The sequence below is a fragment of the Anabaena sp. WA102 genome (genome assembly GCF_001277295.1).
GTDB classification, from domain to species: domain Bacteria; phylum Cyanobacteriota; class Cyanobacteriia; order Cyanobacteriales; family Nostocaceae; genus Dolichospermum; species Dolichospermum heterosporum.
In genome coordinates this window covers 1,301,125-1,324,030 of the sequence record NZ_CP011456.1, presented here as the reverse complement: position 1 = coordinate 1,324,030, position 22,906 = coordinate 1,301,125, and the positions used below count along the sequence as shown (strand labels likewise).

Below are 22,906 nucleotides of genomic sequence, written 5' to 3'. Positions count from 1 at the left end.
TAAAAGCTAAACTCGGTTAAAACCGACTACTTTGGCATAAATAGGATAATTTTTGATTTTGAGTTAACTAGAGTGCGTTTTAACGCACTTTAGCTTTGAGACCGGAACTTCAGTTCCGGGCGGGAATGTTGCAGCCAAACAAATAAGCTATCCCTAAGTTGACACGAAAAAAAGAGATTTATGGTATTGACAAACAATTTTAGAAATGTTATCATGCAGTAGACGAGGAAGAACTATCTTGCAATTATCCAATTATAAAACTACAAGATCCCCGACTTCTTCAAGAAGTCGGGGATTTGATTCCAAATTAAACCTTACAGCATGGGAACAAACTGAGACTTATCAGGGACTTCCGCGTACTCAGCCACAATTTGCCGAAGTTCGTCACCATTAATGGTTTCTTTCTCAATCAACAAATCAACCAAACGGTCGGCGAGACTACGATGATCACGCATGATCTTCTTAGCGTTGGTATAGCATTCTTCCACAATCATTCTGACTTGACCATCAATGCGACAAGCGATCGCTTCAGAATACTCAGAACGGGTTGTCCAGTCACGACCGAGGAACACTTCACCCTGTTGGCTTTCCAAAGATAAAGGACCTAAATCAGACATCCCAAATCGAGTTACCATTTGTCGTGCCATTCCTGACAACTGCTGTAGATCTCCACCCGCACCGGTGGTGACTTCCGCTGATCCAAAAACTACCTCTTCAGCAGCCCGACCACCCAAAGCCCCGGTAATTCTGGCTTTTAGCTGAGAACGGCTAATTAGACCTTGTTCCTCATTAGGTGTAAACCAAGTTAAACCCTGAGCTTGTCCTCTGGGAATCAGAGTCACTTTTTGCACGGGGTCATGGTCTTTGAGTAAAGTTCCGACCAAAGCATGGCCGATTTCATGGTAAGCAATCAGACGCTTACTCTTGCTGTCTATCAAGGGAGTACCTTCCATACCAGCAACTACCCGATCAACAGCATCATCAATTTCTAGTAAAGTGATGCCTTCTTTGCGTCTTCTCGCTGTGAGAATCGCCGCTTCGTTGAGGAGGTTAGCTAAATCTGCACCGGTAAATCCAGGAGTCCGCCGAGCGATCGCTTCTAAAGATACGCTAGAGTCTAACTTCTTATTTCTAGCATGAACTTGTAATACTTCCAAACGACCTTTAATGTCTGGTGCATCTACAGTTACTTGTCTATCAAAACGACCAGGACGCAACAAAGCAGCATCTAGGACATCAGGACGGTTAGTAGCAGCAATAATAATAATGCCAGTATTGCCTTCAAACCCATCCATTTCTGTTAATAATTGGTTGAGGGTTTGTTCCCGTTCATCATTCCCACCACCAATACCTGCACCCCGTTGACGACCCACAGCGTCAATTTCATCAATAAAGATGATACAGGGAGCATTATCTTTGGCTTTTTTAAACAAGTCACGGACACGGGAAGCACCCACACCCACAAACATTTCCACAAATTCCGAACCGGAGATAGAGAAGAAAGGTACACCAGCTTCACCAGCGATCGCTTTTGCCAGTAAAGTTTTACCAGTTCCTGGAGGTCCAACCAATAGTACACCCTTGGGAATGCGAGCGCCCACAGCAGTAAATTTCTCAGGTTGTTTGAGGAAAGTAACAACTTCTTGTAATTCTTCCTTCGCTTCTTCAATTCCCGCTACATCGTCAAACTTCACCCCTGTTTTCGCTTCCATTTGGAAACGAGCGCGGGATTTACCGAAATTCATCGCTTGTCCAGGACCACCGGGAAGATTATTAGAGCGCCGGAACAAAAAGAACAAGCCAGTAATCAATAAAACTGGGAAAACTAAATTACCCAAAAGTCCCCAGATTGCCCCATCATTTCGCATCGGATGAGCATCAAAACTAACTTGCTTCTCCCGCAGCTTTTGGATTAATTCCGGGGCATTCACTGGCAAATCTACCCGCCAGCGTTGGGTGCGGTTTTCGATGTCTTGGTCATTAGCTTCAATAATTGCTGTTCTACCACCATCGTATAGGTCTACATTGGTGACACGATCTGCATCCAAATATTCCAAAAAGCGCCCATAGGTCATGCGGGTACTGGCAGCGTTTTTACCTGTCTCCGCAGGAGCGCCTGCAAAAGCGCCTTGCCAGAAGAAAAAGCCGATTACCAAAGCCAACACTGACCAGAGTGCTACGACTCTCCAAGAGAATTTCATCTTTAATTTGCCTCTAGATACTAATATGACTGCTTTTGTAACGGATGTTCATAAATCCATTTTGTAATTTGAGCCATAAAACGTCGGTTTGCTTATGGCCGATTCATGAAGTTTGTCTAGAATCTTAATTAAATTTAACCTAATTCTCATACTAATACCAATTAAAAATTAAAAATTAAAAGTTAAATATTCCCAAAATCTGACACAGTAAGGATTTGGGGCTAATTTATATTTTGCTATCCCTAATACTAATTTTATGCCGGACTGCACAGGATCACCAAATTCATTTATATTATTCATGTTTCAAAGCTCAATACAACGGAGGGGTTACGGAAAATGAACCACGGAGAAACGAAGAAGCGAAGGTAAGAGTTTTAGAGAGATTTTTCGTGCTGGGTGATAGTGTCATCGCTGATCTTGTAACTAATCATCGTTTAAAATCTAGTAGACTTCTTGTGAAAATTGTTATGAAAGCAGAGTTAACAGCCATCATTGAGAGAGCAACGGAAGGAGGATACTGGGCAATTTGTCCAGAAATTTCTGGTGCTAATGGTCAAGGTGAAACCATTGAGGAAGCGAAAGAAAACTTGAAACTTGCTATTCAATTGATTATTGAAGATCCTATGGCAGATATCCGCAGGGGAATCACAGAAGATGCGATAGAAGAGACTATATTTAATTCCATGAAACGTAAAGAATTAGAAAAAAAGTTAAGATAAGCAGGTTGTTACCTAAAACGAGAAGGTGGTTCTCATTCTTTATGGATTAATCCTCAAACAGGTGTCATTGAGGCTTTACCAAGACATATAGAAATTAAGGAATTTTTAGCCCAGAAAATTCTTAAAAACTTAAATGCCGAATAAGTAGGTGAACACAATAAAACCAATCTGTGTGAAGAAAAGTAAAATCGCCCAAAACCTCTTCACTCTGTTCAACCTTCTTCCATGATTGGATTAGGTTGGTTAGCTTATGTACGGATTGATTACACCTTGATTTTTTGGATCAACAACAATTTTTACCAAATGCCATCAGAAAGTTTAAGGGGAAGAATTTCGGTTCTATCTGCCATAATTAATTTTTCCGGTTAATTTTTGTGTAACGGGTTTTCTTGTCACAAGGTGGACTGAGCATAACACGCAAGACATAAACGCATGATATCATGGCTGTGCGCCCCCTCAAATCCCATAGGCGATCGCCCTCATGATTAGTATAATCCCCCACTCACAACAAACTCAACTGCTTTCCCACATTACCTTGAGGTTCAATAACCGAAAGTAACTCATTTCGTTTTTTAGCGATTAACTCCAAATAATACTGAACCCCACTCGTTACGTATCCTTGCGGAAGCGAACCCCATATTTAAGCATAATGCTGGGATACAGACTGGAAACATCAATTTTGGCAATGTGTTTGTGAAAACCTGATACTGAAATTACCAATTTTTAACGCCAACCTACTTAGACATCTCCGAAAAATATTGTAGAGCCGAGAATCCCTACCCAAGTCACGTCTCTACAAGGGTTTCAAGTCACACACATTTAATTCTCACAAGATGTCTAATGATTTACTTGCCTTCCGTAATTTTCAATGTATAAGGTAGGGATTCATCTTCCTTGTAAGAACCAATCCAAATTTGATAAGTACCCGGTAGCCATTCCCCAACAATACCGGGGTTTTTACCGTTAAAGTCATCATTGCACCAAGTTCCACCAGGTCCTTTAATAATCATGGTGGTGTCCGCCGGACTTTCGACTACTAATTTCAGATAGTCAAATTTACTGGTAAGTTTCAAGGTATGGTCTGGTACTTCATCCATAAATCCTTGACAAGGGCCAGTTGGTGGTGTTTCTGCTTTTCCTGCTATTTTGCTTCCTTGTACTGAACCACCACTCATTCCCCTTACTGTCAAGGGGTCTGGAGAAAATGGATGTTGAATAGTCACATCTCCAAAAATCGGCGCGGCTGTTTGAGCATGAGCCACTGGAATAAATCCGGCTGTAACCCAGAGTACAACTATGATTCCTGTAGGAAAAGCTGTTTTTGACATTGCAATTATAGAAGAGTGCTAAATACCTTTGAAGACATGAATTTACGGTCTCAAGTTCCTTTAGATAAAAGACTTGAGTACCGCCGGGAGAATTTAAAATTCCAGAAAATTCTGACCCAATACCCGGAAATTAATTATTGCTAATTGCTTGATTTAAGCGGGATTTATCTAAACCAATCTGATTAAGTAGTAACCAAGACTGAATTAAATCTGGTCCATGTACATCCCCAGTTAATGCGGCTCTGAGCGATCGCATCACTAAGCCTTTTTTCACCTTTTCTGATTTCACAACCTGCTTAATAATATCCTGGGCGACATCAGCAGTTAACTCTGGTTGACTTTCTAAAGCTGCAATAATTACTTGTAGCACAGTCTTCACCCCTGCTTGCTGTAATTGTTGACTGCCTTCCTCAGTCAATTCTACCCCCTCAGTAAAAAATACCTTGGTCATGTCCACAGCATCCACCAACCGAGTCAAACTAGCAGCAATTAACCCCACTAGCTGCTCTAACCAAGTCCGTTCTCTCCCACCATTAAATTGAAACCCAGCTTTTGACCAGAAGGGAATAACTAAATCTGTCAGCTTATCAACTGGCATATTATGGAGATATTGGCTATTTAACCAATCCAACTTATCCCAGTCAAATTTAGCACCAGCTTTATTTACCCGCTCAAAGCCAAAATCCTTAGCTGCTGATTCTAAATCGAATATTTCTTGAGTAGAATCCGCTGGCGACCAGCCCAGCAAAGTCATATAATTAACTAAACCTTCCGCAGTAAAGCCCATTTCCTGAAAGTCACAAATGGAAGTTACTCCATCCCGCTTCGATAATTTGCGCCCTTCTTGATTCAAAATCAAAGGTGTATGAGCAAATTCGGGAATCTTCGCCCCCAAAGCTTCATACAACAAAATCTGTTTAGCAGTATTGGCGATATGGTCTTCACCACGAATGACATGAGTAATCTGCATATCAATGTCATCCACAACCACCACAAAATTATATAGTGGTTGACCAGTACCATCACTAGCAGCGCGAGCAATCACCATATCACCACCCAAATCGCTACCCCGCCAACTCATTTTCCCCCGGACTAAATCATTCCAGACAATTTCTCGGCTATCATCTATTTGGAAACGAATCACGGAAGAACGCCCTTGAGCTTCAAACTCAGCCCGTTGTTCTGGGGTGAGGTGACGGTGACGGTTATCATAGCGGGGTGCTTCCCCTCTGGCTTTTTGCCCTTCTCTCAAAGCATCTAATTCCTCAGATGTGGTGTAGCAGCGGTAAGCTAATCCTTGGTCTAGTAATTTTTGCACCGCTTCCTTGTAAAGATGTAGGCGTTGAGATTGAAAAAATGGACCTTCATCCCAATTCAATCCTAGCCAGCGTAGTCCATCCAGAATATTATCTGTGTATTCTGGACGCGATCGCTCTAAATCAGTATCTTCGATTCTTAAAATAAACTTGCCATCATGGTGACGAGCAAACAAATAATTAAATACAGCCGTTCTCGCTGTACCAATATGTAGATTTCCGGTAGGACTCGGAGCTATGCGAACTCTGACAGTCACAGTTAATTCTCTCTTTTACAAATCATGATTACACATACTGAAATTAGAGCCTATGGGTTTCCCTTATCAACTCTTTATCTCATATTCAGTATTTTAGAGACTTCCAAGAAATAAATTATCCTAAGAAACGAACCACAGAGGCACAGAGTACACAGAGAGAGAATTTCTGCATCAGTTTTGGGACATTTTTTTATTTGGAAGTCTCTTAGAACGGGACTGACGGGGCTCGAACCCGCAACTTCCGCCGTGACAGGGCGGTGCTCTAACCAATTGAACTACAGTCCCTTGCGTTTTGCTTAACTTGCACTCTCACTATTATGCCCAGTCTTTTTATATTTGTCAAGTAGTTTGAGAAAAGATTTTTTTTAGAGGCAATTAGAGAATTCCACAAAAAGAAATGCCCAATGTCATTCTGTTCACGCAGCGTGTCAGAGGCATTACAAAACGAAGTGTAGTGAAGAATCTCTTGAGATGCTTCGTTTCCCTATGGCTAACGCCACGCTCCGCGAACGCTACACTCAGCATGGCAAAACAGGATCATTTATTTTGTGGCTTACTCTAAGGGACTTCCAATTAAAAAAATATCCAAAAATTTCTTGTGGTGCGGGCATCTTGCCCGCTAATCATCAAGGACGGGCAGGATGCCCATCCCACAAAATTGGGTAATTTATTTTTTGGTGTTCCCTAAGAGACTTCCCATTAAAAAAATATCCCAAAATTTCTTGTGGTGGGGGCTGAAAAGCCCGCTAATAATACAAAGTTCAAAGGCTCTCCCCGTTGCGGGGAGAGGTTTACCAGAGGGGTTTCATATTTGGTTAAACTATGAACCGTTTTCAGTATATTTATACGTAATGGGACAGAATTAATTACACAATTGATTTTTCTGTTCCCAGTTAAGAGTTAAGAGTTCCCTCTCTCAACGAGTGAATTTAATTTTGTCCGACTACTTACAGTGCCTAAATTCTACAAGTTCATGATTTTAACTGCTTTAGTATCTCTAATTTTATATATTCATATTGCTGCTTTAACAAGCTTTTGCTAGTTCCGAATTCCGTAGAAGCTTTCATGCTCTGACTTTGTTGCACCCAATTCTTCAGATTTTGTGTTTGTAAGGGAGAAATACTAATACTGAACATATTAGTACAGCAATGTGAAGGTTCTAAGGTAAAGAAAAGTAAGGAATAGGACTCATTTTCCGCCAATGACCACACCAATTTGAGATTTTGGGAATTTTGCATATCTAAGTAACATGGTAGCCACTTAGGGGTAAGGTCATGGTCGTAAAGTAGTGTTATCCATAACAACATCGGATGGGGATGTGTAATAAAAATAAATCGAGTGTAGCGTGTAGTATAGGCATAATTTTGAATTTCTAATTCTGGTAACATTATCCATAAAGAAGCTGTAGATACTTTTTTTTCACTAATGAGTTGAGGAAAAACAATTTTTTGAGTTGGCTTATTTTGAGGCCAAGTAAATTGTTGATCAAGTATGATTTTGGTTTGAGATAATTCAGAATTTCCCAAACCTGAATTTAAAGATGCTTGCTCCAAGGATTGTTCTATTTTATCCAGACCCTGGAGAATTTCCGTCATATTTTGGGGACGTTGACCTGGCTTTTTAGCTAAACAACTAATAATTAAATCATCGAGTTGCTGTGGAACTTGGAGACTGGGTTTTATATCTGATATATGTTTTGGTGATTCAAATAAATGTACTTGATACCAAGCCCCAAATCCTTCCGCTGCTGGTTGCCAAGGTTTTTGCCCTGTCAACATTTCAAACATGACTACACCTAAACTATAAATATCAGAACGACTATCTATATCTCCACCGTCTAATTGTTCAGGAGAACAGTATGCTAAAGTTCCATAACATTTTTCATTGGTGATCATTGATTCTGTACTATTAAGAAATTTGGCGATGCCAAAATCCAATATTTTAACTAATTTACCTAAGATGGGATCTGGAGTAACAATAATATTAGCTGGTTTAATATCTCTATGAACTAATGGCTGAATTTTTCCATCAATATTGACACCTTGATGAGCGCACTTTAAGCCTAAACAAATTTGCCGAGTTAGATTGAGAAACATGGGGATAGACAGAGGAATTAATTCCTTCAAACTTTGTCCAGATAAATATTCCATGACATAATATGGGTTGCCATTAGTAGTTACACCATAATCATAAGCATGAACAATATGAACACTTTTTTGGCTTAAAGCCGCACTGAGAAGAGCTTCACGGTTAAAGCTTTCCTGTCTTTGAGTATCAATAACAGTTTGAGATAAAAACTTAATGGCTACTGGTGTTCCTCCCAGCAGCATATCTTCTGCTAGAAATACCTCACCCATGCCACCTCTTTCAATTAATGTTTTAATTTGATAACGGTTGGCTACCAACTCCTGATTTTGTGGAGGCAGGTATGGACTATTATTCACGTTAATAACCTCTACAGTCACTGAGAAGCCCACACTCACCCGTTCGCGCAAGCGTGCCGCAAGGCATAGGGGAGTGTGTGGAGTATGTCACAAGTTAGGTATTCTAAAGCGGCGTAATAATTTGGTTAGTGGAGACTCAATTTTCAGCTTAAAGGCTAAAATTTGGGTTTGTTGTAGTCCATTAAAATTATTATCGCTGATTAAAATTAGTGATGGTTGCCCGTCGGGGAGTTTTGCACCTAAGGTTAATCCCTCAATATTATCTAATGATACATCTAAAGTTCGTAAATCTAAGAGGAGTTTTTTTGCTGCTGGCTGGATTTTATCAGGGTCAATTTCGGTAATGTTGTCTAAGCTATGGATGTCTGTGGCCTTATTTAGGGAAACCTGAAACAGAGAAACTGTAAATCCCAAACCTGTGAAACTTCTTTCTATACTGAGAAAGTTTCCTGCATTATCGATCGCTACTAAATCAGGTAAGCCACTGGCAAATTTACCTGTAGGATTAAACAAGGGTGTCACTGGTTGTGTTTGGTAGAGAAATTCCTGTTCTGGCTGTTTGGTTAAGAGGTTATATTGCAAAATGCGGCAAGATGTGCCAACACCTGATTGGGCTGCTGTACCATCTTGAATTAAGGCGTTTTCAGTGGCTGTAAATAGAAGTTTTTGATTCGGTGTAATGGTGAGACTTTCAAAGGCTAAGTTGTTGCGAATGCCTTTTTGCTTTTGAGAATCTGGCAGAAATTTATCCAGTATGGGTAAGGTATTAATTATTTTTCCAGAAGCTAGTGCAAACTCTTTAATAAAGGGATTGATGAGTCTGTCTACATCACCTTCTGAGGAAACAAATATGGTATCTTTATTAGTGAGGGCAACTCCTTCTGTATCAGTAGTATTGAGGAGGAATGGTTGATTATTATTATCTAATAAGTTCGTTACACCTACGGGAACAACTCCATTATTATTTAGTTTACCTTTACTCAGATCAATTGTTAAAGTATAAAAACGAGGTGGTGCTTCTTGCCCTCTGTCATCAGATATTGCGTAGTACAAGTTATTTTTGGCATCATAAGTAATTCCCGATAAACCGCCAACTTCGGTTTTTTGGAAAGTTAAACCTGTGGGTAAGGTAGCTTGACCAATAAATTCTATGCTGTTGATGATGAAAGAAGCGGAAGCGAAATTATTAACCAGAAAACTAATCAGAATTAGTGAAGTTGCCAAGATAAGAATCAGGAATGGTTTCCGAAATTTTGGAAGATGCAACATAGAATAATAGTAGGGGCGCAGGGCCTGCGCCCAGTTAGAAATTAGGAAGAAGAAAGAAGTTTTATGTACTTGTGAAAAAACTGACTAGCCAATCTTTGACAGTACGGGTGGCGCGACAGTCATCTTCGTTGTAGTCTTGGATGATTGTTAATAAAGTGCGATCGCCTGTTTCTAACCACTTATCATACCAGTAAATACATTTAGCACCATTGGCTTCTTGTTCACGCCATTCAAACCCCAGCCAACGGGCAATAGTTTTTAACGCATAACTATCTATTGGTAAAGCCACACTTTGAATTAATTGTTCATAAATATCAACAAACCGATTCAGGAGAGGATGAATTTGAGCATGAGGTGTGCGGTACAGTTTTCCCAGGCGTTTGACTGTATCCACTTCATAAGCACAAAAATGATAAATTGGTGCTTGGGGATATTGATTCACTAAATTTAAAAATTGTTGCCAAATTAGAGGTTCTTGTTCTGGTTGTTCCGCCAAAAAAGCATAAAACTGTTCAGTATTAGCAACTCTATCCACAACTAAAACACCTAAAAGATAATTTAAATTTAAATCTGGCTGGGCTTCAATATCAAAATAAAGTTCAATCGGGGCTGTAAAAGTCAGATATTCTAAAGAAAAGGAATCAGCCAGAATCAAGGGTTGTTTGGTGAATACAGATTGGGCTTGGACAACTAATTTAGCTGCCACATTACCATCAAATCCTGTTAAGTTTTCTAAGGTGCTAGGATGGGTCTGTGCCAGTGCTTCTAAAGTAGTGATGTCCAAATTTTGCAGTTGAGTGTAGCGAATCGGTGTTACACCTGGCAACAGAGACAGATGTTCTTGAGATCTCGCTTTCGCATAACAATAATTATACCAGGGACAAAGATTACATTTCTGCCGAGAAATAAAAATTTCCGGTGCTTCCACCGACTCAATAACTTGAATATATTCCTCTAAAATATCCAGCATTTGTGGTGTCCATTTGTCCAAATCCACCACATAAGTTTTATCTTTATCTCGCAATATCAGCCCAGCCTGACTCAGAATCACATCCTGAACCATAGCTAAAACTTGGGCGTGAAAAGCAATAACTACCTGATATTCTTGCTTAGGACGCTTACCCAATTCAATATTAACCGGGACATAGTTCCAATTTCCAAAACGGGATTTCCCTGGCTGTTTCACAAGCAAATCTGGGCGACTCAGCAAAGTATATTTTTCATAATAGGTAGTTAATATTACACCACGACGAATATAACTCACTCCTTGCTGCATCAGTGCTAGAGTTGATGCTGCTCCTGCTTGCCAATCACTCGCAACATAATCCGGTTCGGAATAACTTAACTTTCTGACTATCCGCTGATGATGAAGGCTTTTGTCCTTCTGCACCTTCAGCATTAACTCATTGGGAATCTCTCGCTGAAGATAATCACCATGAACATCTAAAAAAGGTCGTCGCTGACAGCGTTGAAATTGTAGTAAAAGTTGAGCATTGATTAACATCCTTTTAAGCTAACAATAATTCAGAAATTACAGGACAGTTAAGAATTGCATTGTTCAGCCAAATAGTGTAAGTAGGTTGGCGTTGAAAATTGTCGTTATAGCAAGGCAATAGGCAATAGGCAAGAGTAAAGAAGTTTTCAGCGATTTTACGTTTCTTTACACAGTTTGGTTTTATTGCGTTCACCTACTTAGTTCTGGTTTTTCATGAGTGATTATCACCAACACATTATGTCCCACCGGAGTAACCAGCACAGAAGGTTCGACATTTTAGTATAAAACATCACTGTTGGCGATATTTTTCAACACCATATTACCAGCCCAATTAATAATGTCTTGTATTTTCCCAGCTTACATGATTTTCCTCGGTTTTGGCTAATTTAACCTTCCGCGCCTCAAAGGCGGCATTAAAACCATCATCCTTATTGCCATAGAAATAAAGTGTAAATCGTTTTTTGTGGATTTTTGCAACTCTTAATCATTTATCTGCTCATTTCTGGGCTAGATATTGCTACACTGAATTTCATACAAAATCATAATTGTTGTCCCTTGCACCTTGTGAGAGCATAAGGATCAGCTTTCTGGTGTCATCAAGAAAAGAAAGATAAAAGAGCAAATCAAAACATGGTAGACTCCCTCAAAAAACCAAGCTCTGACGAAATTCGTTCTGGAGTTAAGTCCCCGGCGAAAGAAACCCTTTTAACACCAAGGTTTTACACAACCGATTTCGATGAAATGGCGCAGATGGATCTTTCCGTCAATGAAGAGGAATTAGAAGCTATTATTGCAGAATTCCGCATTGACTACAACCGCCATCACTTTGTTCGGGATGCTCAGTTTGAAAAATCTTGGGACTCTATTGACGGAGAAACTCGCAAATTGTTCGTTGAATTTCTCGAACGTTCTTGCACAGCAGAATTTTCCGGCTTCTTGCTATACAAAGAACTCGGCCGTCGCCTAAAGGATAAAAGCCCCCTTTTAGCTGAAGGCTTTAACCTGATGTCACGGGATGAAGCCCGTCATGCTGGGTTCTTGAACAAAGCTATGTCAGACTTTAATCTTTCTTTAGATTTAGGATTTTTGACTAAGAGCCGTAGTTATACGTTCTTTAAGCCCAAATTCATATTCTACGCGACCTATCTTTCTGAAAAGATTGGTTATTGGCGTTATATCACCATTTATCGTCATTTAGAAGCCCATCCTGAAGATCAAATTTATCCAATTTTCAACTTTTTTGAGAACTGGTGTCAGGATGAAAACCGTCACGGTGATTTCTTTGATGCGGTTATGAGAGCGCAGCCACAAATGTTGAATGACTGGAGAGCTAAACTATGGAGTCGCTTCTTCCTGTTGTCAGTGTTTGCAACTATGTATCTCAATGATATTCAACGCAAAGATTTCTATGCTTCCTTGGGCTTGGATGCGCGTGATTATGATATTCATGTAATCAAGAAGACTAATGAAACCGCTGGTAGAGTCTTCCCAGTTATTTTGGATGTTGAAAACCCAGCGTTTTATCAGCGTTTAGATGTTTGCGTCAAGAATAACGAAAAATTGGCAGCAATTTCTAGCTCTAATACTCCTAAATTCCTGCAATTCTTCCAAAAATTCCCAATCTATTTGTCTCATGGTTGGCAGTTATTACAATTATATCTGATGAAGCCTATTGATGCGGCTTCTGCTCACGGACAAGCTCGTTAATTTGAGTTTATTTTTTGAGGAGGTGGTTTTGTCTTGGACAAAACCACCTTTTTTTATCATTGATTTTTGAAAGTAGGTGCAAACCCCCCGTTGTTGCCCAAGAATCAGGGTAGGCACGGGGGCGCTACCCCTACATCAAATCCAAATCTTTTATATAATAAGTTTTACTTATCATGCACAAAAATTTTAGATATCAATTACCGTTTCTGCTGACATTTTGTTTATTTACTAATTTATTACCTGCGGTGGGTGCGGTTGTCTGTCCAACGGATGTTAAAGAATTAAAAGTAGCTGGGTATTATGATAGGGATGGTAGTAACGGACGTAGCGGTAGAGATGGACGCAGTGGGACAAGCCAGATAATAAACGCTGATGGTTCGGCGGTTAATCTTGACTTATCTGGAAAAGATGGTGAAGATGGCGAGGATGGTGAACCGGGTTTTCGTCCTAGTTGTCGGAATTATCAGGAAGAAGGACGAGATAATGTTAATGCCCCCAATGGTGGTGATGGTGGTAGCGGTGGTTCTGGTGGCAATGGTGGTCAGGGTGGCGATCTGACGGTCTATTATACGAATTTGGCAGATTTAAGGAAAATTGCCGTTCGGGCTGTTGGTGGCGAAGGTGGACGGGGTGGAAGAGGTGCTAGAGGTGCGGTGGGTTGTTCCTGTCGTCAACGACGTTGGGAGAGGGAAAGTTGTACAGGAAGATCTGGTACTCTCAATCGTCAATGTACTCAAAAGGTTTATCGGTGTTACGATGGACGCGATGGCAGTGATGGTAGAGATGGGCGTGATGGTAAACCGGGCAGGTTAGGAATTTTAAGTATAGTTAATGGCAAAGAAGTTTTAGCAGATGATAAACCAACTGCGGAAATTGCGGTTTCTCAATTGGCAAATCAACAATTTAATCTTTCTAAAAATAAGTGGCAAATTCGTCAAGGGGCAAAGTCTTTACTTGCCATTGGTTCTGTAATTGCTGATGAATATCGAGAGTTTGAACGGCGGTTAGATGGAACTTTTAAATTAGTTTGGTCAGAAAAACAGGATATTAATAATTTTGCCAATCAATCTGTAAAACTCTCTTTAAATTATAATCAAGAAATAGATATTGCTTTTCCTGAAAATCTCTGGGTTGATGGTACTGCTAAAACTACGGGAGGTTTGACGGAGTACACTGTAAATCATGCTATTTTTCAGGAAGATGTGATTAGGTTAGCTGTGGCTGAATTTGCTAATTCGGGACAAAATCTCAGTTTCAGAATAGTTGATTTAGCTGGTAAATCTGATGTGATTAATACTCGGTTTAAAGTGAAATATCGAGCGCGAGATAATTTTGATGATGCTTTTAATCCTCAAATTTTATATGAAGGGGAAGTTCCTGCTGAGTTAGTAAGTCGTAGTTATAATAATTTTACTCTGGCTTTAGGTAAGTTAAAAATTCCTAGTCAAGCTTTAAATCCAGGTGTAAAGGTTGATGTTGAAGTTGTGGCAATTCGTTCTTTAGGTGGACGTTCTATACAGCAAAAAATTAGTTGGCAAGGGGTAATTCGTAAGCGATGATAAGATTTAGATCCCCGACTTCTTAGAGAAGTCGGGGATCTTGTTATCCATAATTATTTTCCCATGTTGCGTTTGAGTTTTTCTAATTCATCTTGGGTTTCCCAACGGCGAAATGTATTTTCTAGGTCATCAAAATTACTATTATAATTAGTAGCTGTATTCCAGCCATGAGTTTCAGTTTCTAATCTTTGTTGGGTTTGTGCTTTGGTTCTTGCTGTTTGTAATTCGGCTGCTTTGATTTGTACTTCTTGACGACGTTGTTGAATTTTGCGAAGTAGTTCTTGGGATTGACTAATACGTTCTTTTATACCTTGCATTTGTCCCCACATCTGATTTCCTTCTCGCAGTAGTGCTGCTTCTCGTTCTTGGGCTGGGGTGGCTAAGTCTTGTCTACCTGCGGCTTGGGCTTTTTCAATACGGATATGCCATTTTTGAATTTCTTGGGCTGTGGAGAGGATTTCATCTTGCGATCGCTTCTCTTGCAATTGTAACTCGGCAATTAATTTTAATGTATCTTCTTCTTGTTCCCGCAGTTGTTCTAATAGTGCTTCTAACTCTAAATGAGGGTTATTTCGCAAGAATTCTTCTAAACGACTTTCTAAAAACCGACTTAAATCATCAAATAAACTCACTGTTAATACTCCAAAGATTAGATATATGTTTATTTATAACAGGGAACGGGGGGTGGGGGGGTAGGGGAGTAGGGGAGTAGGGGGAGTGGGGGGAGTAGGGGGAGTGGGGGAGGTAGGGGGAGTAGGGGAAGTAGGGGAGAAATTTCATTCTTCATTCTTCATTCTTCATTCTTCTGATAGCGTAGCGTGGCGTTAGCCATACTTCTGAATGGGCGCAGGCCCTGCGCCCCTACCTCCTGAACTCCTGTTAAATGGGTGTTACCCAATATTTGATTCCTTGGACAATTTTTTGTTGTAATCCAAATTTGGGTAAATCATCTTCACTCCAGCCTAAATAAGTCCAATGGGGAAGATCACTAACTACAGTTTGAAACCAGCCATTTTCATTTAAGGCCTGTCTTTGGGCTGATGTTGATACTTGTAAATCAATTGCTAATCCCCACAGATGTTGTGATGTGCCAGGGGGGGCAACTAATCCGAGAATTTTTGTTTCTTTTCCGGCTTTTACTTGTGTTAATGTTTCGCTATTTGCGTATTTGTTCCAAAATCTTAAATTGGTGGCAAAATTGCGAAGACAATCTCCAGCGTAACCTGATTTTAAAGGAATGGTTGCTAAACTTTTGGCTTGATTTAAAGCGGTGGCGGCTGTTTTTTGTAAATAACATTCTTGTGTGTCATTTACTAAAGCTATATTAATTGCATCCTGAAAAGATTGGGTTGCTGATTCGTTATCTAAAATCACTTTTTGTGGTAGGTTAATTCCTGGCTTTTGATTAATAAATACTGTCCCATAAGTACGCAGTAAAGTATATTCAAAAGTATCAATTTGGGGAATTGTGGGGATTTTTTTGGCGATTACTGCTAAGAAACGCTGTTGATCATCTAATTGCTGATTGGGAATAAATTGTGTATTTACAGATGTTGTTGGGCTATGACAAGGTATGTCGGAGTTAGTTATACAGTCTGCCGTGATTTGAGGGGTTTGTGTTGGCTGACTTTGGGAAATTTTGTGGATAGAGACTAAGCTAACACTAACAAAAATAATTATAGTCACAAATGCTGCTATTTTCAGAACTAGTTTCATGAAAATATTACTTATTTTGAAAATTTCGATTTCATCATATCGCAAAATCCAGTCATTTTTTTGTATTATTAGGTTAATTACTTTCGTGTTTAATCATTTTTATCAAGATAATGAATTTTAAAAACTCTCGCATTCAAACCTTAGTTATTTATGGAATACTAGGAGCGATCGCCCTGGTGATGCTATTTCCATTATTATGGCTGATCAGTACAGCCTTAAAATCACCAACGGAAAATATCTGGCAGTCACCACCCCAATTATTACCCAATCAACCAACATTAGAAAACTTCTCCAGAGTTTGGCAATCTCTACCTTTTGGAACTTATTTATACAATAGTATATTAGTATCAGTATTAACAGTTGGTTTAAATTTGTTATTTTGTTCCTTAGCGGCTTACCCCTTGGCTAGACTATCATTTGTGGGCAGAAATGGGATTTTTATTGCCATTGTGTCCACAATTATGATTCCCTTCCAAATTGTCATGATTCCTTTATATATTTTAACAGTGCAACTAGGATTGCGAAATAGTTACTTAGGGATAATTTTTCCGAGTTTAGCATCTGCTTTTGGTATATTTTTACTCCGACAAGCTTTGATAAGTGTGCCAAAAGAAATTGAGGAAGCGGCTCGCTTAGATGGCAGTTCTGAGTTAGGATTATGGTGGTGCGTAATGCTACCTGCCATTCGCCCAGCCTTAATTACTTTGGCTATCTTTGTCTTTATTGGTGCTTGGAGTGACTTCTTGTGGCCTTTAATTGTCATTCAGGATGAAAGTTTATATACTCTACCATTGGGGGTAGCTAAGTTAGCTGGAACATTTTCCTTAGATTGGCGGTTAGTGGCTGCTGGTTCAGTAATTTCTATTACTCCAGTGTTAGTATTATTTTTGTTTTTACAAAAATACATCGTCCCTACTGATACGGGGAGTGGAGTCAAGGGTTAAAAATGCAGATAAAAAAATGGCGTTGCTGATTAAGGGTATGAATTTTAGTCTCACGCAAAGGCGAGGCAGCGCGGTCTTGGGGGTTTCCCCCATGAGCGACTGCCGTAGCAAAGACGCAAAGGTAAGATTTTTAAAGGTTCAATTTGGAAATTTCATACCTCGATTCAGCAACGCCAAAAAAATCATCAAGCTTCTGAACCCCGGATATGGCAATCCTGGGAATATGCAAAAGCTATTTTCAATAATTCTAAGTAGGTGAACACAATAAAACCAAACTGTGTAAAGAAATGTAAAATCGCCCAAACCCTCTTCACTCTTGCCTCTTGCCTTTTGCCTTGCCATAACGACAATTTTCAACACCAACCTACTTACCTCCTGACTCCTAGCATTTAGAAAAATGATCAATTCTCCATTACAGTTATTAGTTTTAAGCAATGGTCATGGGGAAGATATGATTGCTGTGCGGATTATTCAGGCTTTACAACAATTATCTTCTCCACCGGATATTTTTGCTTTACCAATAGTGGGTGAAGGACGTGCTTATCAAAAAATAGATATTCCTCCGATTGGTAAAGTGCGAACTATGCCTTCTGGTGGTTTTATTTATATGGATAGCCGTGAATTAATGCGTGATGTTGGCGGGGGGTTGGTGCAGTTGACTCTTAATCAAATTCAATCTATCCGCCGTTGGGTAAGTTCACAAACTAAGTTAGGTAATCAAAAGGCTGTTCTCGCTGTGGGGGATATTGTTCCTTTGCTGTTTGCAGCGATGAGTGGTGCTGATTATGCTTTTGTGGGGACGGCTAAATCAGAATATTATGTGCGTGACGCAATGGGATTGTTACCGAGGAAATCAAAGTCCGCATGGTGGGAAAATTTTTCTGGTTCGATTTACCATCCTTGGGAAAGGTGGTTGATGAGTCGTGGTCGTTGTCGGGCGGTGTTTCCTAGAGATTCTCTGACTACGGAAATTCTCAAAAAATGGTCAATTCCCGCTGTAGATGTGGGGAATCCCATGATGGATGGGTTACAGACAAGTTTGACTGCACAACAGTTCTATCGTCCTGATGCTGAACTCGAAGAGGTGATTCGTCCTTTTGTTGTGACTCTTTTGCCCGGTTCTCGTGCGCCGGAAGCTTACAATAATTGGGAAATCATCATGATTGCTGTATCAGCACTGATGGCTAGTTTACGACGACCAGATTCTTTATTTGGGGCTGCGGGGACGATGATTTTTTTAGGGGCGATCGCTCCTGGTCTAGATTGTGGTATTTTATCACAAAGTTTACAGATCCAAGGTTGGCGACGGTGTGATCAATCTCCTTTACCAATTTCTGACCCCGACAGTTTGACTTTTCAACAAAAAAATTCTTACTTCATCTTGACCCAACAAGCCTATAATGATTGCTTGTATTTAGGTGATGTGGCGATCGCTATGGCTGGAACAGCAACGGAACAATTCATTGGTTTGGGAAAACCTGCGATCGCTATCCCTGGTAATGGTCCTCAATATAACCCCGGTTTTGCAGAAGCCCAAAGTCGGCTTTTAGGCATATCCCTCACCCTCGTTAACCAACCATCACAAGTTCTCCCAGCCATCCAATCTCTCCTCAAAAATCCTGACATCCTCCATGCGATCGCTGGAAACGGCATTCAACGCATGGGACGTGCAGGTGCAGCACAACGGATTGCAGAATGTTTACAAGAAAGGGTAATTGGTCATTAGTCAGTGGTCAGTGGTCAGTGGTCATTGGTCATTGGTCATTGGTCATTGGTCATTGGTCAGTGGTCATTGGTAATTTTCTTCTTCCTTCTTCCTTCTTCCTCCTAAACTCCTGATAGCGCAGCGTGGCGTTAGCCATACTCCTGATAGCGCAGCGTGGCGTTAGCCATATTCCTGAATTCCTGATAGCGCAGCGTGGCGTTAGCCATACTCCTGACTGGGCGCAGGCCCTGCGCCCCTACCTCATGACTCCTTTCCTAAACCACCAAACCGGAACGTAAAGCCCGAACTGCTGCTTGGGTACGATCATCAGCACAGAGTTTATTTAAAATATTGCGAACATGAGTTTTGACCGTACCTACAGTAATATATAACTTCTCGGCGATTTGTCCATTGCTGCAACCAGCCACAATCAATGCCAGAATTTCCAGTTCCCGTTGGGTGAGGGGGTAAGTTTCTAAAACTTGTTCATATTCTGTTTCTAGGGCTTCAATTTTGACAGTTTTCGGCTTATCAAATGATTGATGATCACCGGGGACACCTTGGCGCATTTTCCGTAATACTATATTAGCGATCGCCGGATCAATCCAAGAGTTACCATGAAACGTTGCTTGTACAGCCTCAATAAATTTATTAACACTTGTATCCTTCATATAATAAGAATCTGCGCCGGCGGCAAAGGCTGCCAAAACCACATTTTCTGAATTATTCATCGTCAAAATCAATATTTTGGTCTGCGATTGTCCTGTTTCCGCCTGATAACGTCTAAACTTGCGCGTCAGTTCAATCCCATCCATATCGGGTAAACCGATATCTATCACAGCCACATCCGGTTTAGTTGTTTCTAGCAGTTTTAGTCCCAGATTCGCACTAGCCGCCTCACCTACCACCTTAAAACCGCCATGCAACTGCAATTCAGTTTTCAGTCCCATGCGCGTTAAATCATGATCTTCAATTAATAGAATGCTAATGTCACTCATTATTTATTACACCCGTGATAATCAGATGACTTCTGAAGGAAGTATTACCAATAGCAAAAAGTAGGAGAAAAAGCTGATTTTTAAGAATTGTATCTAATTTATCCACCCCTCAGCATATATGATCTGTGAAACAATGAACATCTATCAATAGGAATAGTAAATAATTGATTTTTGAATTTTCATAGCTGTAAAAATCTAGCTAAAGATATATAGATATTTCCCGCAAAACAAATGAAATTATTGAGACAAATCAGAAAAATTACAGTTATGGTACTATTACGAAATTTACAATGGATTCAACACAGCAGTTAGCGAATATGCGAGTATTACTATTATCACACTATGCTATCAGACACCAAAAAAAACTTCTAACCCTGATATCTACGTTAAAAACGTAAGTAGGTGAACACAATAAAACCAAACTGTGTAAAGAAATGTAAAATCGCCTAAACCCTCTTCACTCTTGCCTTTTGCCTTGCCATAACGACAATTTTCAACGCCAACCTACTTATTTATATGTGTGACGCAAATAATTTTTCACCTGACAATTATTACCAATATTTAGATAAAAACACTTAAGCCAATGGTACATAATGTTTCCATGCAACTCTCACTAATGGGTGAGGACAGTTAATGAATTACTAATTTACAATGTTTTTAAGTGGATAAAGTATTTCTTTTACCTGGAAATAAATCTGCTCATTCACCAGAAAATCGTGTTCATTATTTGTATAATCTAGAAACTGTAAAAATAGAAATGCTGAATATAAATCTGTATTTGACAGCCAGAAGAAAAACCGATGGAAGAGAATCTGAAAATCTTAGTTGTAGACGATGATCAGACTAATGGCTCAATAGTAAGTCTAGCTCTGACCCAAACAGCTATTAGCATGGAAATTGATGAAGTTAAAGATGGGAATCATGCCTTTTTTGCCCTCATCAATAATCACTATGATTGCGTATTTTTTAACTATCACTTACCAAATCAAGATAGTTTCACATTAATCCATAAATTACAATCTTCAGGGATTAAAGTTCCGCTAGTAATTCTCATAGATTCAGACAATGAACAAATAGCCAGAGAGTTGCTAAAATTAGGTGCTAGTGAGTATTTTCTTAAGTCTAGATTATCACCAGAAACCATAGCTCAAATCTTACGCAGTACCATCCGTATACATCATGCTGAAATGCGGCTAGATTTAGCAAACCAAGAGCTTAAAGAAAGTCGTGAACAGCTAGTTTTACAGCAAAAAGAATTAACAGCACAACAGCAACATATTAAATACCAAAACTTTAAACTCTTAGAAATATCTAGCTTCAAATCACTATTTTTAGCCACCATATCCCATGAACTAAGAACTCCCATGAATGCAATTATTGGGTTTTCACAAATTCTCTTACGTCCCAAATTTGGTCAGTTGACAAATCAACAACTAGACATGGTAGAGAAAATTCTCAATAATGGCAAAGATTTACTGCTAAAAATTAATGAAATTCTGGATTTTTCTCAACTAGAATCCGGGAAATTAGAACTAAAGCCAGAAATATTGGATTTATCAAAAGTTGTGAGTCATGCGGTTACAAAAATTCGTCCCTTAGCTGAAGCCAAAAATTTATCTTTGCTAGTTAAAATAGACCTAGAAAATACATTAGTATTTAATGATGCAGTACGGTTACAACAAATTGTCATCAATTTACTTTCCAATGCTGTAAAGTTTACTGAGGCTGGGACTATTTGGGTAGAAATCCAAGAAACAACTCAAAATCAAGTTATAATAACCGTGAAGGATACAGGGATTGGTATTGCTTCTCAAGATTTTCAAAAAATTTTTGCAGCATTTCACCAAATTGATCAAGGTATTGGTCGTAAATATTCAGGTACAGGGTTAGGTTTAGCTATTATTGATTCACTGGTAGACATCATGGGAGGAAAAATAGATATCGAAAGTCAGTTAGGGGTAGGTTCAATATTTAAAATAAAATTACCACGAAAAATAAATTTAGCACCAGATTTAGGGAGTGTAGTTTTTAGTCCTCATCAAAATCCTTTTCATTCTGTATATTCTCCTCATAAGGCTGCAATCAATTATCCCCACTTAAAATTGTAGATTACCAAGAACTTAAATATGTCTAACTTGAAAGAATTCCGAATTTTGTGCGTTGATGATGTCCCAGATAATCTGACTTTAATGCGGACAATCTTAGAAAGCGAAGGCTATGAAATTGATTCAGCAATGGATGGTAAAATAGCCTTAGAAAAAGTCATTAAGTCACCACCGGATTTGATTATCTTAGATGTGATGATGCCAGAAATAAATGGTTATGAAGTTACACAACGGATTCGGAATAATCCTGAAATCAACTATATTCCGATTTTACTACTGACAGCCCGTATTGAAGCTAGCGTAGTTGAAGGTTTAGATATCGGTGCTGATGATTTTCTTCGCAAACCCTTTGAGATTGAAGAATTATTAGCCAGAGTGCGATCGCTCTTAAGATTAAAGCACAGTATTGACGAACAACGCAAAATGACCCTCCAGCGAGAAGACTTTGTTTCTCGTCTTACCCATGATTTACGTACTCCCCTAGTAGCTGCTAATCGAGTGCTGAATTTATTTCTGCAAGAAGTCTTTGGACAAATTCCTTCAGAAATGAAACAACCCATTAGTATCATGATTCGCAGCAATCAAAATCTCCTGGAAATGGTAAATACATTACTAGAAGTTTACCGCTTTGAAGCTGGACAAAAAAATCTCTACTTTGAATCATGCAACTTAACCGCAATTGCTACTGAGGTCATAAGTGAATTAAATACCTTAGCACTGGAGAAAAACTTAACTTTGAAATTAGATACCCACGAATTAAGTCCAACAGGCAATAATGGCGGCATAGTTAAAGGCGATCGCTTAGAATTAAGACGAGTATTCCATAACTTAATTGGTAATGCCATCAAATTCACGGATACAGGCAGTATAGAAATCCGCATTTTTGAAACCTTATCCCCAGCTAATCATTGCAGTAGTACCATCATCATCGAAGTTCAAGACACAGGTTATGGCATTGCACCAGAAGATCAAGAAACTATTTTTGAGCGCTTTCGTCAGGGTAAAAATAAAAGATCAGGTAGTGGTTTAGGACTACATCTTTGCAGCCGCATTATTGAAGCACACGGAGGTGAAATAGAACTTTCATCAGAAATCGGTAAAGGCAGCATATTCACAGTCAAACTTCCTAAAATTGCCGCATGA

At 39.5% G+C, this 22,906-nt stretch carries 19 protein-coding genes and 1 tRNA gene; 9 read left to right on the top strand and 11 right to left on the bottom strand.

What is annotated here, in order from left to right; all coding sequences use genetic code 11:
• Window positions 1–314 precede the first annotated feature (314 nt).
• Both ftsH2 and AA650_RS29055 read right to left on the bottom strand, forming a co-directional pair.
• Window positions 315–2,201 carry an ATP-dependent zinc metalloprotease FtsH2 gene (ftsH2, locus tag AA650_RS05580; protein WP_053538295.1) on the bottom strand — a complete coding sequence of 629 codons (1,887 nt, stop codon included), beginning with the start codon at window positions 2,199–2,201 and terminating at the stop codon, window positions 315–317.
• A 168-nt stretch (window positions 2,202–2,369) separates the two neighbouring features.
• Entirely contained in the window at window positions 2,370–2,501 is a 132-nt protein-coding gene (locus tag AA650_RS29055) for a hypothetical protein (protein ID WP_257720894.1), read from the bottom strand.
• Window positions 2,502–2,668: 167 nt separating this feature from the next.
• Here AA650_RS29055 and AA650_RS05575 point away from each other — a divergent pair, with 167 nt between their 5' ends.
• Both AA650_RS05575 and AA650_RS29275 read left to right on the top strand, forming a co-directional pair.
• On the top strand, window positions 2,669–2,920 hold the full coding sequence (locus AA650_RS05575) for a type II toxin-antitoxin system HicB family antitoxin (RefSeq protein ID WP_053541199.1): 252 nt from the start codon (window positions 2,669–2,671) through the stop codon (window positions 2,918–2,920).
• Window positions 2,921–2,965: 45 nt separating this feature from the next.
• Window positions 2,966–3,064: a hypothetical protein gene (locus AA650_RS29275; RefSeq protein WP_335337447.1), complete on the top strand. Its 99-nt coding sequence runs from the start codon at window positions 2,966–2,968 to the stop codon at window positions 3,062–3,064.
• 701 nt (window positions 3,065–3,765) lie between these two features.
• Here the strand turns inward: AA650_RS29275 and AA650_RS05570 are convergent.
• The 6 genes from AA650_RS05570 to AA650_RS05540 form a co-directional block, all read right to left on the bottom strand.
• Window positions 3,766–4,248, bottom strand: a complete 483-nt coding sequence (locus tag AA650_RS05570) for a hypothetical protein (protein ID WP_027401894.1) — start codon at window positions 4,246–4,248, stop codon at window positions 3,766–3,768.
• 130 nt (window positions 4,249–4,378) lie between these two features.
• Entirely contained in the window at window positions 4,379–5,821 is a 1,443-nt protein-coding gene (gene gltX, locus AA650_RS05565) for a glutamate--tRNA ligase (protein ID WP_053538294.1), read from the bottom strand.
• 211 nt (window positions 5,822–6,032) lie between these two features.
• Window positions 6,033–6,106 (bottom strand) — tRNA-Asp (locus tag AA650_RS05560).
• A 686-nt stretch (window positions 6,107–6,792) separates the two neighbouring features.
• Window positions 6,793–8,265, bottom strand: a complete 1,473-nt coding sequence (locus AA650_RS05550) for a serine/threonine protein kinase (RefSeq protein ID WP_053538292.1) — start codon at window positions 8,263–8,265, stop codon at window positions 6,793–6,795.
• Between the two features lie 87 nt (window positions 8,266–8,352).
• Window positions 8,353–9,534: an esterase-like activity of phytase family protein gene (locus AA650_RS05545; RefSeq protein ID WP_053538291.1), complete on the bottom strand. Its 1,182-nt coding sequence runs from the start codon at window positions 9,532–9,534 to the stop codon at window positions 8,353–8,355.
• A 61-nt stretch (window positions 9,535–9,595) separates the two neighbouring features.
• Entirely contained in the window at window positions 9,596–11,038 is a 1,443-nt protein-coding gene (locus AA650_RS05540; protein ID WP_053538290.1) for a TM0106 family RecB-like putative nuclease, read from the bottom strand.
• Between the two features lie 621 nt (window positions 11,039–11,659).
• Between AA650_RS05540 and acsF the strand changes: the two genes are divergently transcribed.
• Together acsF and AA650_RS05530 are read left to right on the top strand one after the other, a co-directional pair.
• Window positions 11,660–12,736, top strand: coding sequence for a magnesium-protoporphyrin IX monomethyl ester (oxidative) cyclase (acsF, locus tag AA650_RS05535; RefSeq protein WP_053538289.1), 1,077 nt, complete (start codon window positions 11,660–11,662; stop codon window positions 12,734–12,736).
• Window positions 12,737–12,909: 173 nt separating this feature from the next.
• Window positions 12,910–14,295, top strand: a complete 1,386-nt coding sequence (locus AA650_RS05530) for a hypothetical protein (RefSeq protein WP_053538288.1) — start codon at window positions 12,910–12,912, stop codon at window positions 14,293–14,295.
• A 53-nt stretch (window positions 14,296–14,348) separates the two neighbouring features.
• Here the strand turns inward: AA650_RS05530 and AA650_RS05525 are convergent, their stop codons facing one another.
• Window positions 14,349–14,927, bottom strand: coding sequence for a TIGR04376 family protein (locus AA650_RS05525; protein WP_053538287.1), 579 nt, complete (start codon window positions 14,925–14,927; stop codon window positions 14,349–14,351).
• A 247-nt stretch (window positions 14,928–15,174) separates the two neighbouring features.
• Window positions 15,175–16,011, bottom strand: a complete 837-nt coding sequence (locus AA650_RS05520) for a D-alanyl-D-alanine carboxypeptidase family protein (RefSeq protein WP_053538286.1) — start codon at window positions 16,009–16,011, stop codon at window positions 15,175–15,177.
• 110 nt (window positions 16,012–16,121) lie between these two features.
• Here AA650_RS05520 and AA650_RS05515 point away from each other — a divergent pair, with 110 nt between their 5' ends.
• Together AA650_RS05515 and AA650_RS05505 are read left to right on the top strand one after the other, a co-directional pair.
• A complete protein-coding gene (locus tag AA650_RS05515) occupies window positions 16,122–16,955 on the top strand; it encodes a carbohydrate ABC transporter permease (protein WP_053538285.1) in 834 nt (277 codons plus the stop codon).
• A 397-nt stretch (window positions 16,956–17,352) separates the two neighbouring features.
• Window positions 17,353–18,681, top strand: a complete 1,329-nt coding sequence (locus AA650_RS05505) for a lipid-A-disaccharide synthase-related protein (protein ID WP_053538284.1) — start codon at window positions 17,353–17,355, stop codon at window positions 18,679–18,681.
• Between the two features lie 254 nt (window positions 18,682–18,935).
• Here AA650_RS05505 and AA650_RS05500 read toward each other — a convergent pair whose 3' ends face one another.
• Window positions 18,936–19,658 (bottom strand): response regulator, encoded by a 723-nt coding sequence (locus tag AA650_RS05500; protein ID WP_027401882.1) that lies wholly within the window; start codon window positions 19,656–19,658, stop codon window positions 18,936–18,938.
• Between the two features lie 661 nt (window positions 19,659–20,319).
• Between AA650_RS05500 and AA650_RS27630 the strand changes: the two genes are divergently transcribed.
• From AA650_RS27630 to AA650_RS05490, 3 genes are read left to right on the top strand one after another with little or no spacing between them, the layout of a single operon-like run.
• Window positions 20,320–20,496, top strand: coding sequence for a hypothetical protein (locus AA650_RS27630; protein ID WP_199924389.1), 177 nt, complete (start codon window positions 20,320–20,322; stop codon window positions 20,494–20,496).
• A complete protein-coding gene (locus AA650_RS05495; protein WP_053538283.1) occupies window positions 20,459–21,766 on the top strand; it encodes an ATP-binding response regulator in 1,308 nt (435 codons plus the stop codon). The genes AA650_RS27630 and AA650_RS05495 overlap by 38 nt, the downstream gene beginning before the upstream one ends.
• Window positions 21,767–21,784: 18 nt before the next feature.
• On the top strand, window positions 21,785–22,906 hold the full coding sequence (locus tag AA650_RS05490) for a hybrid sensor histidine kinase/response regulator (RefSeq protein WP_053538282.1): 1,122 nt from the start codon (window positions 21,785–21,787) through the stop codon (window positions 22,904–22,906).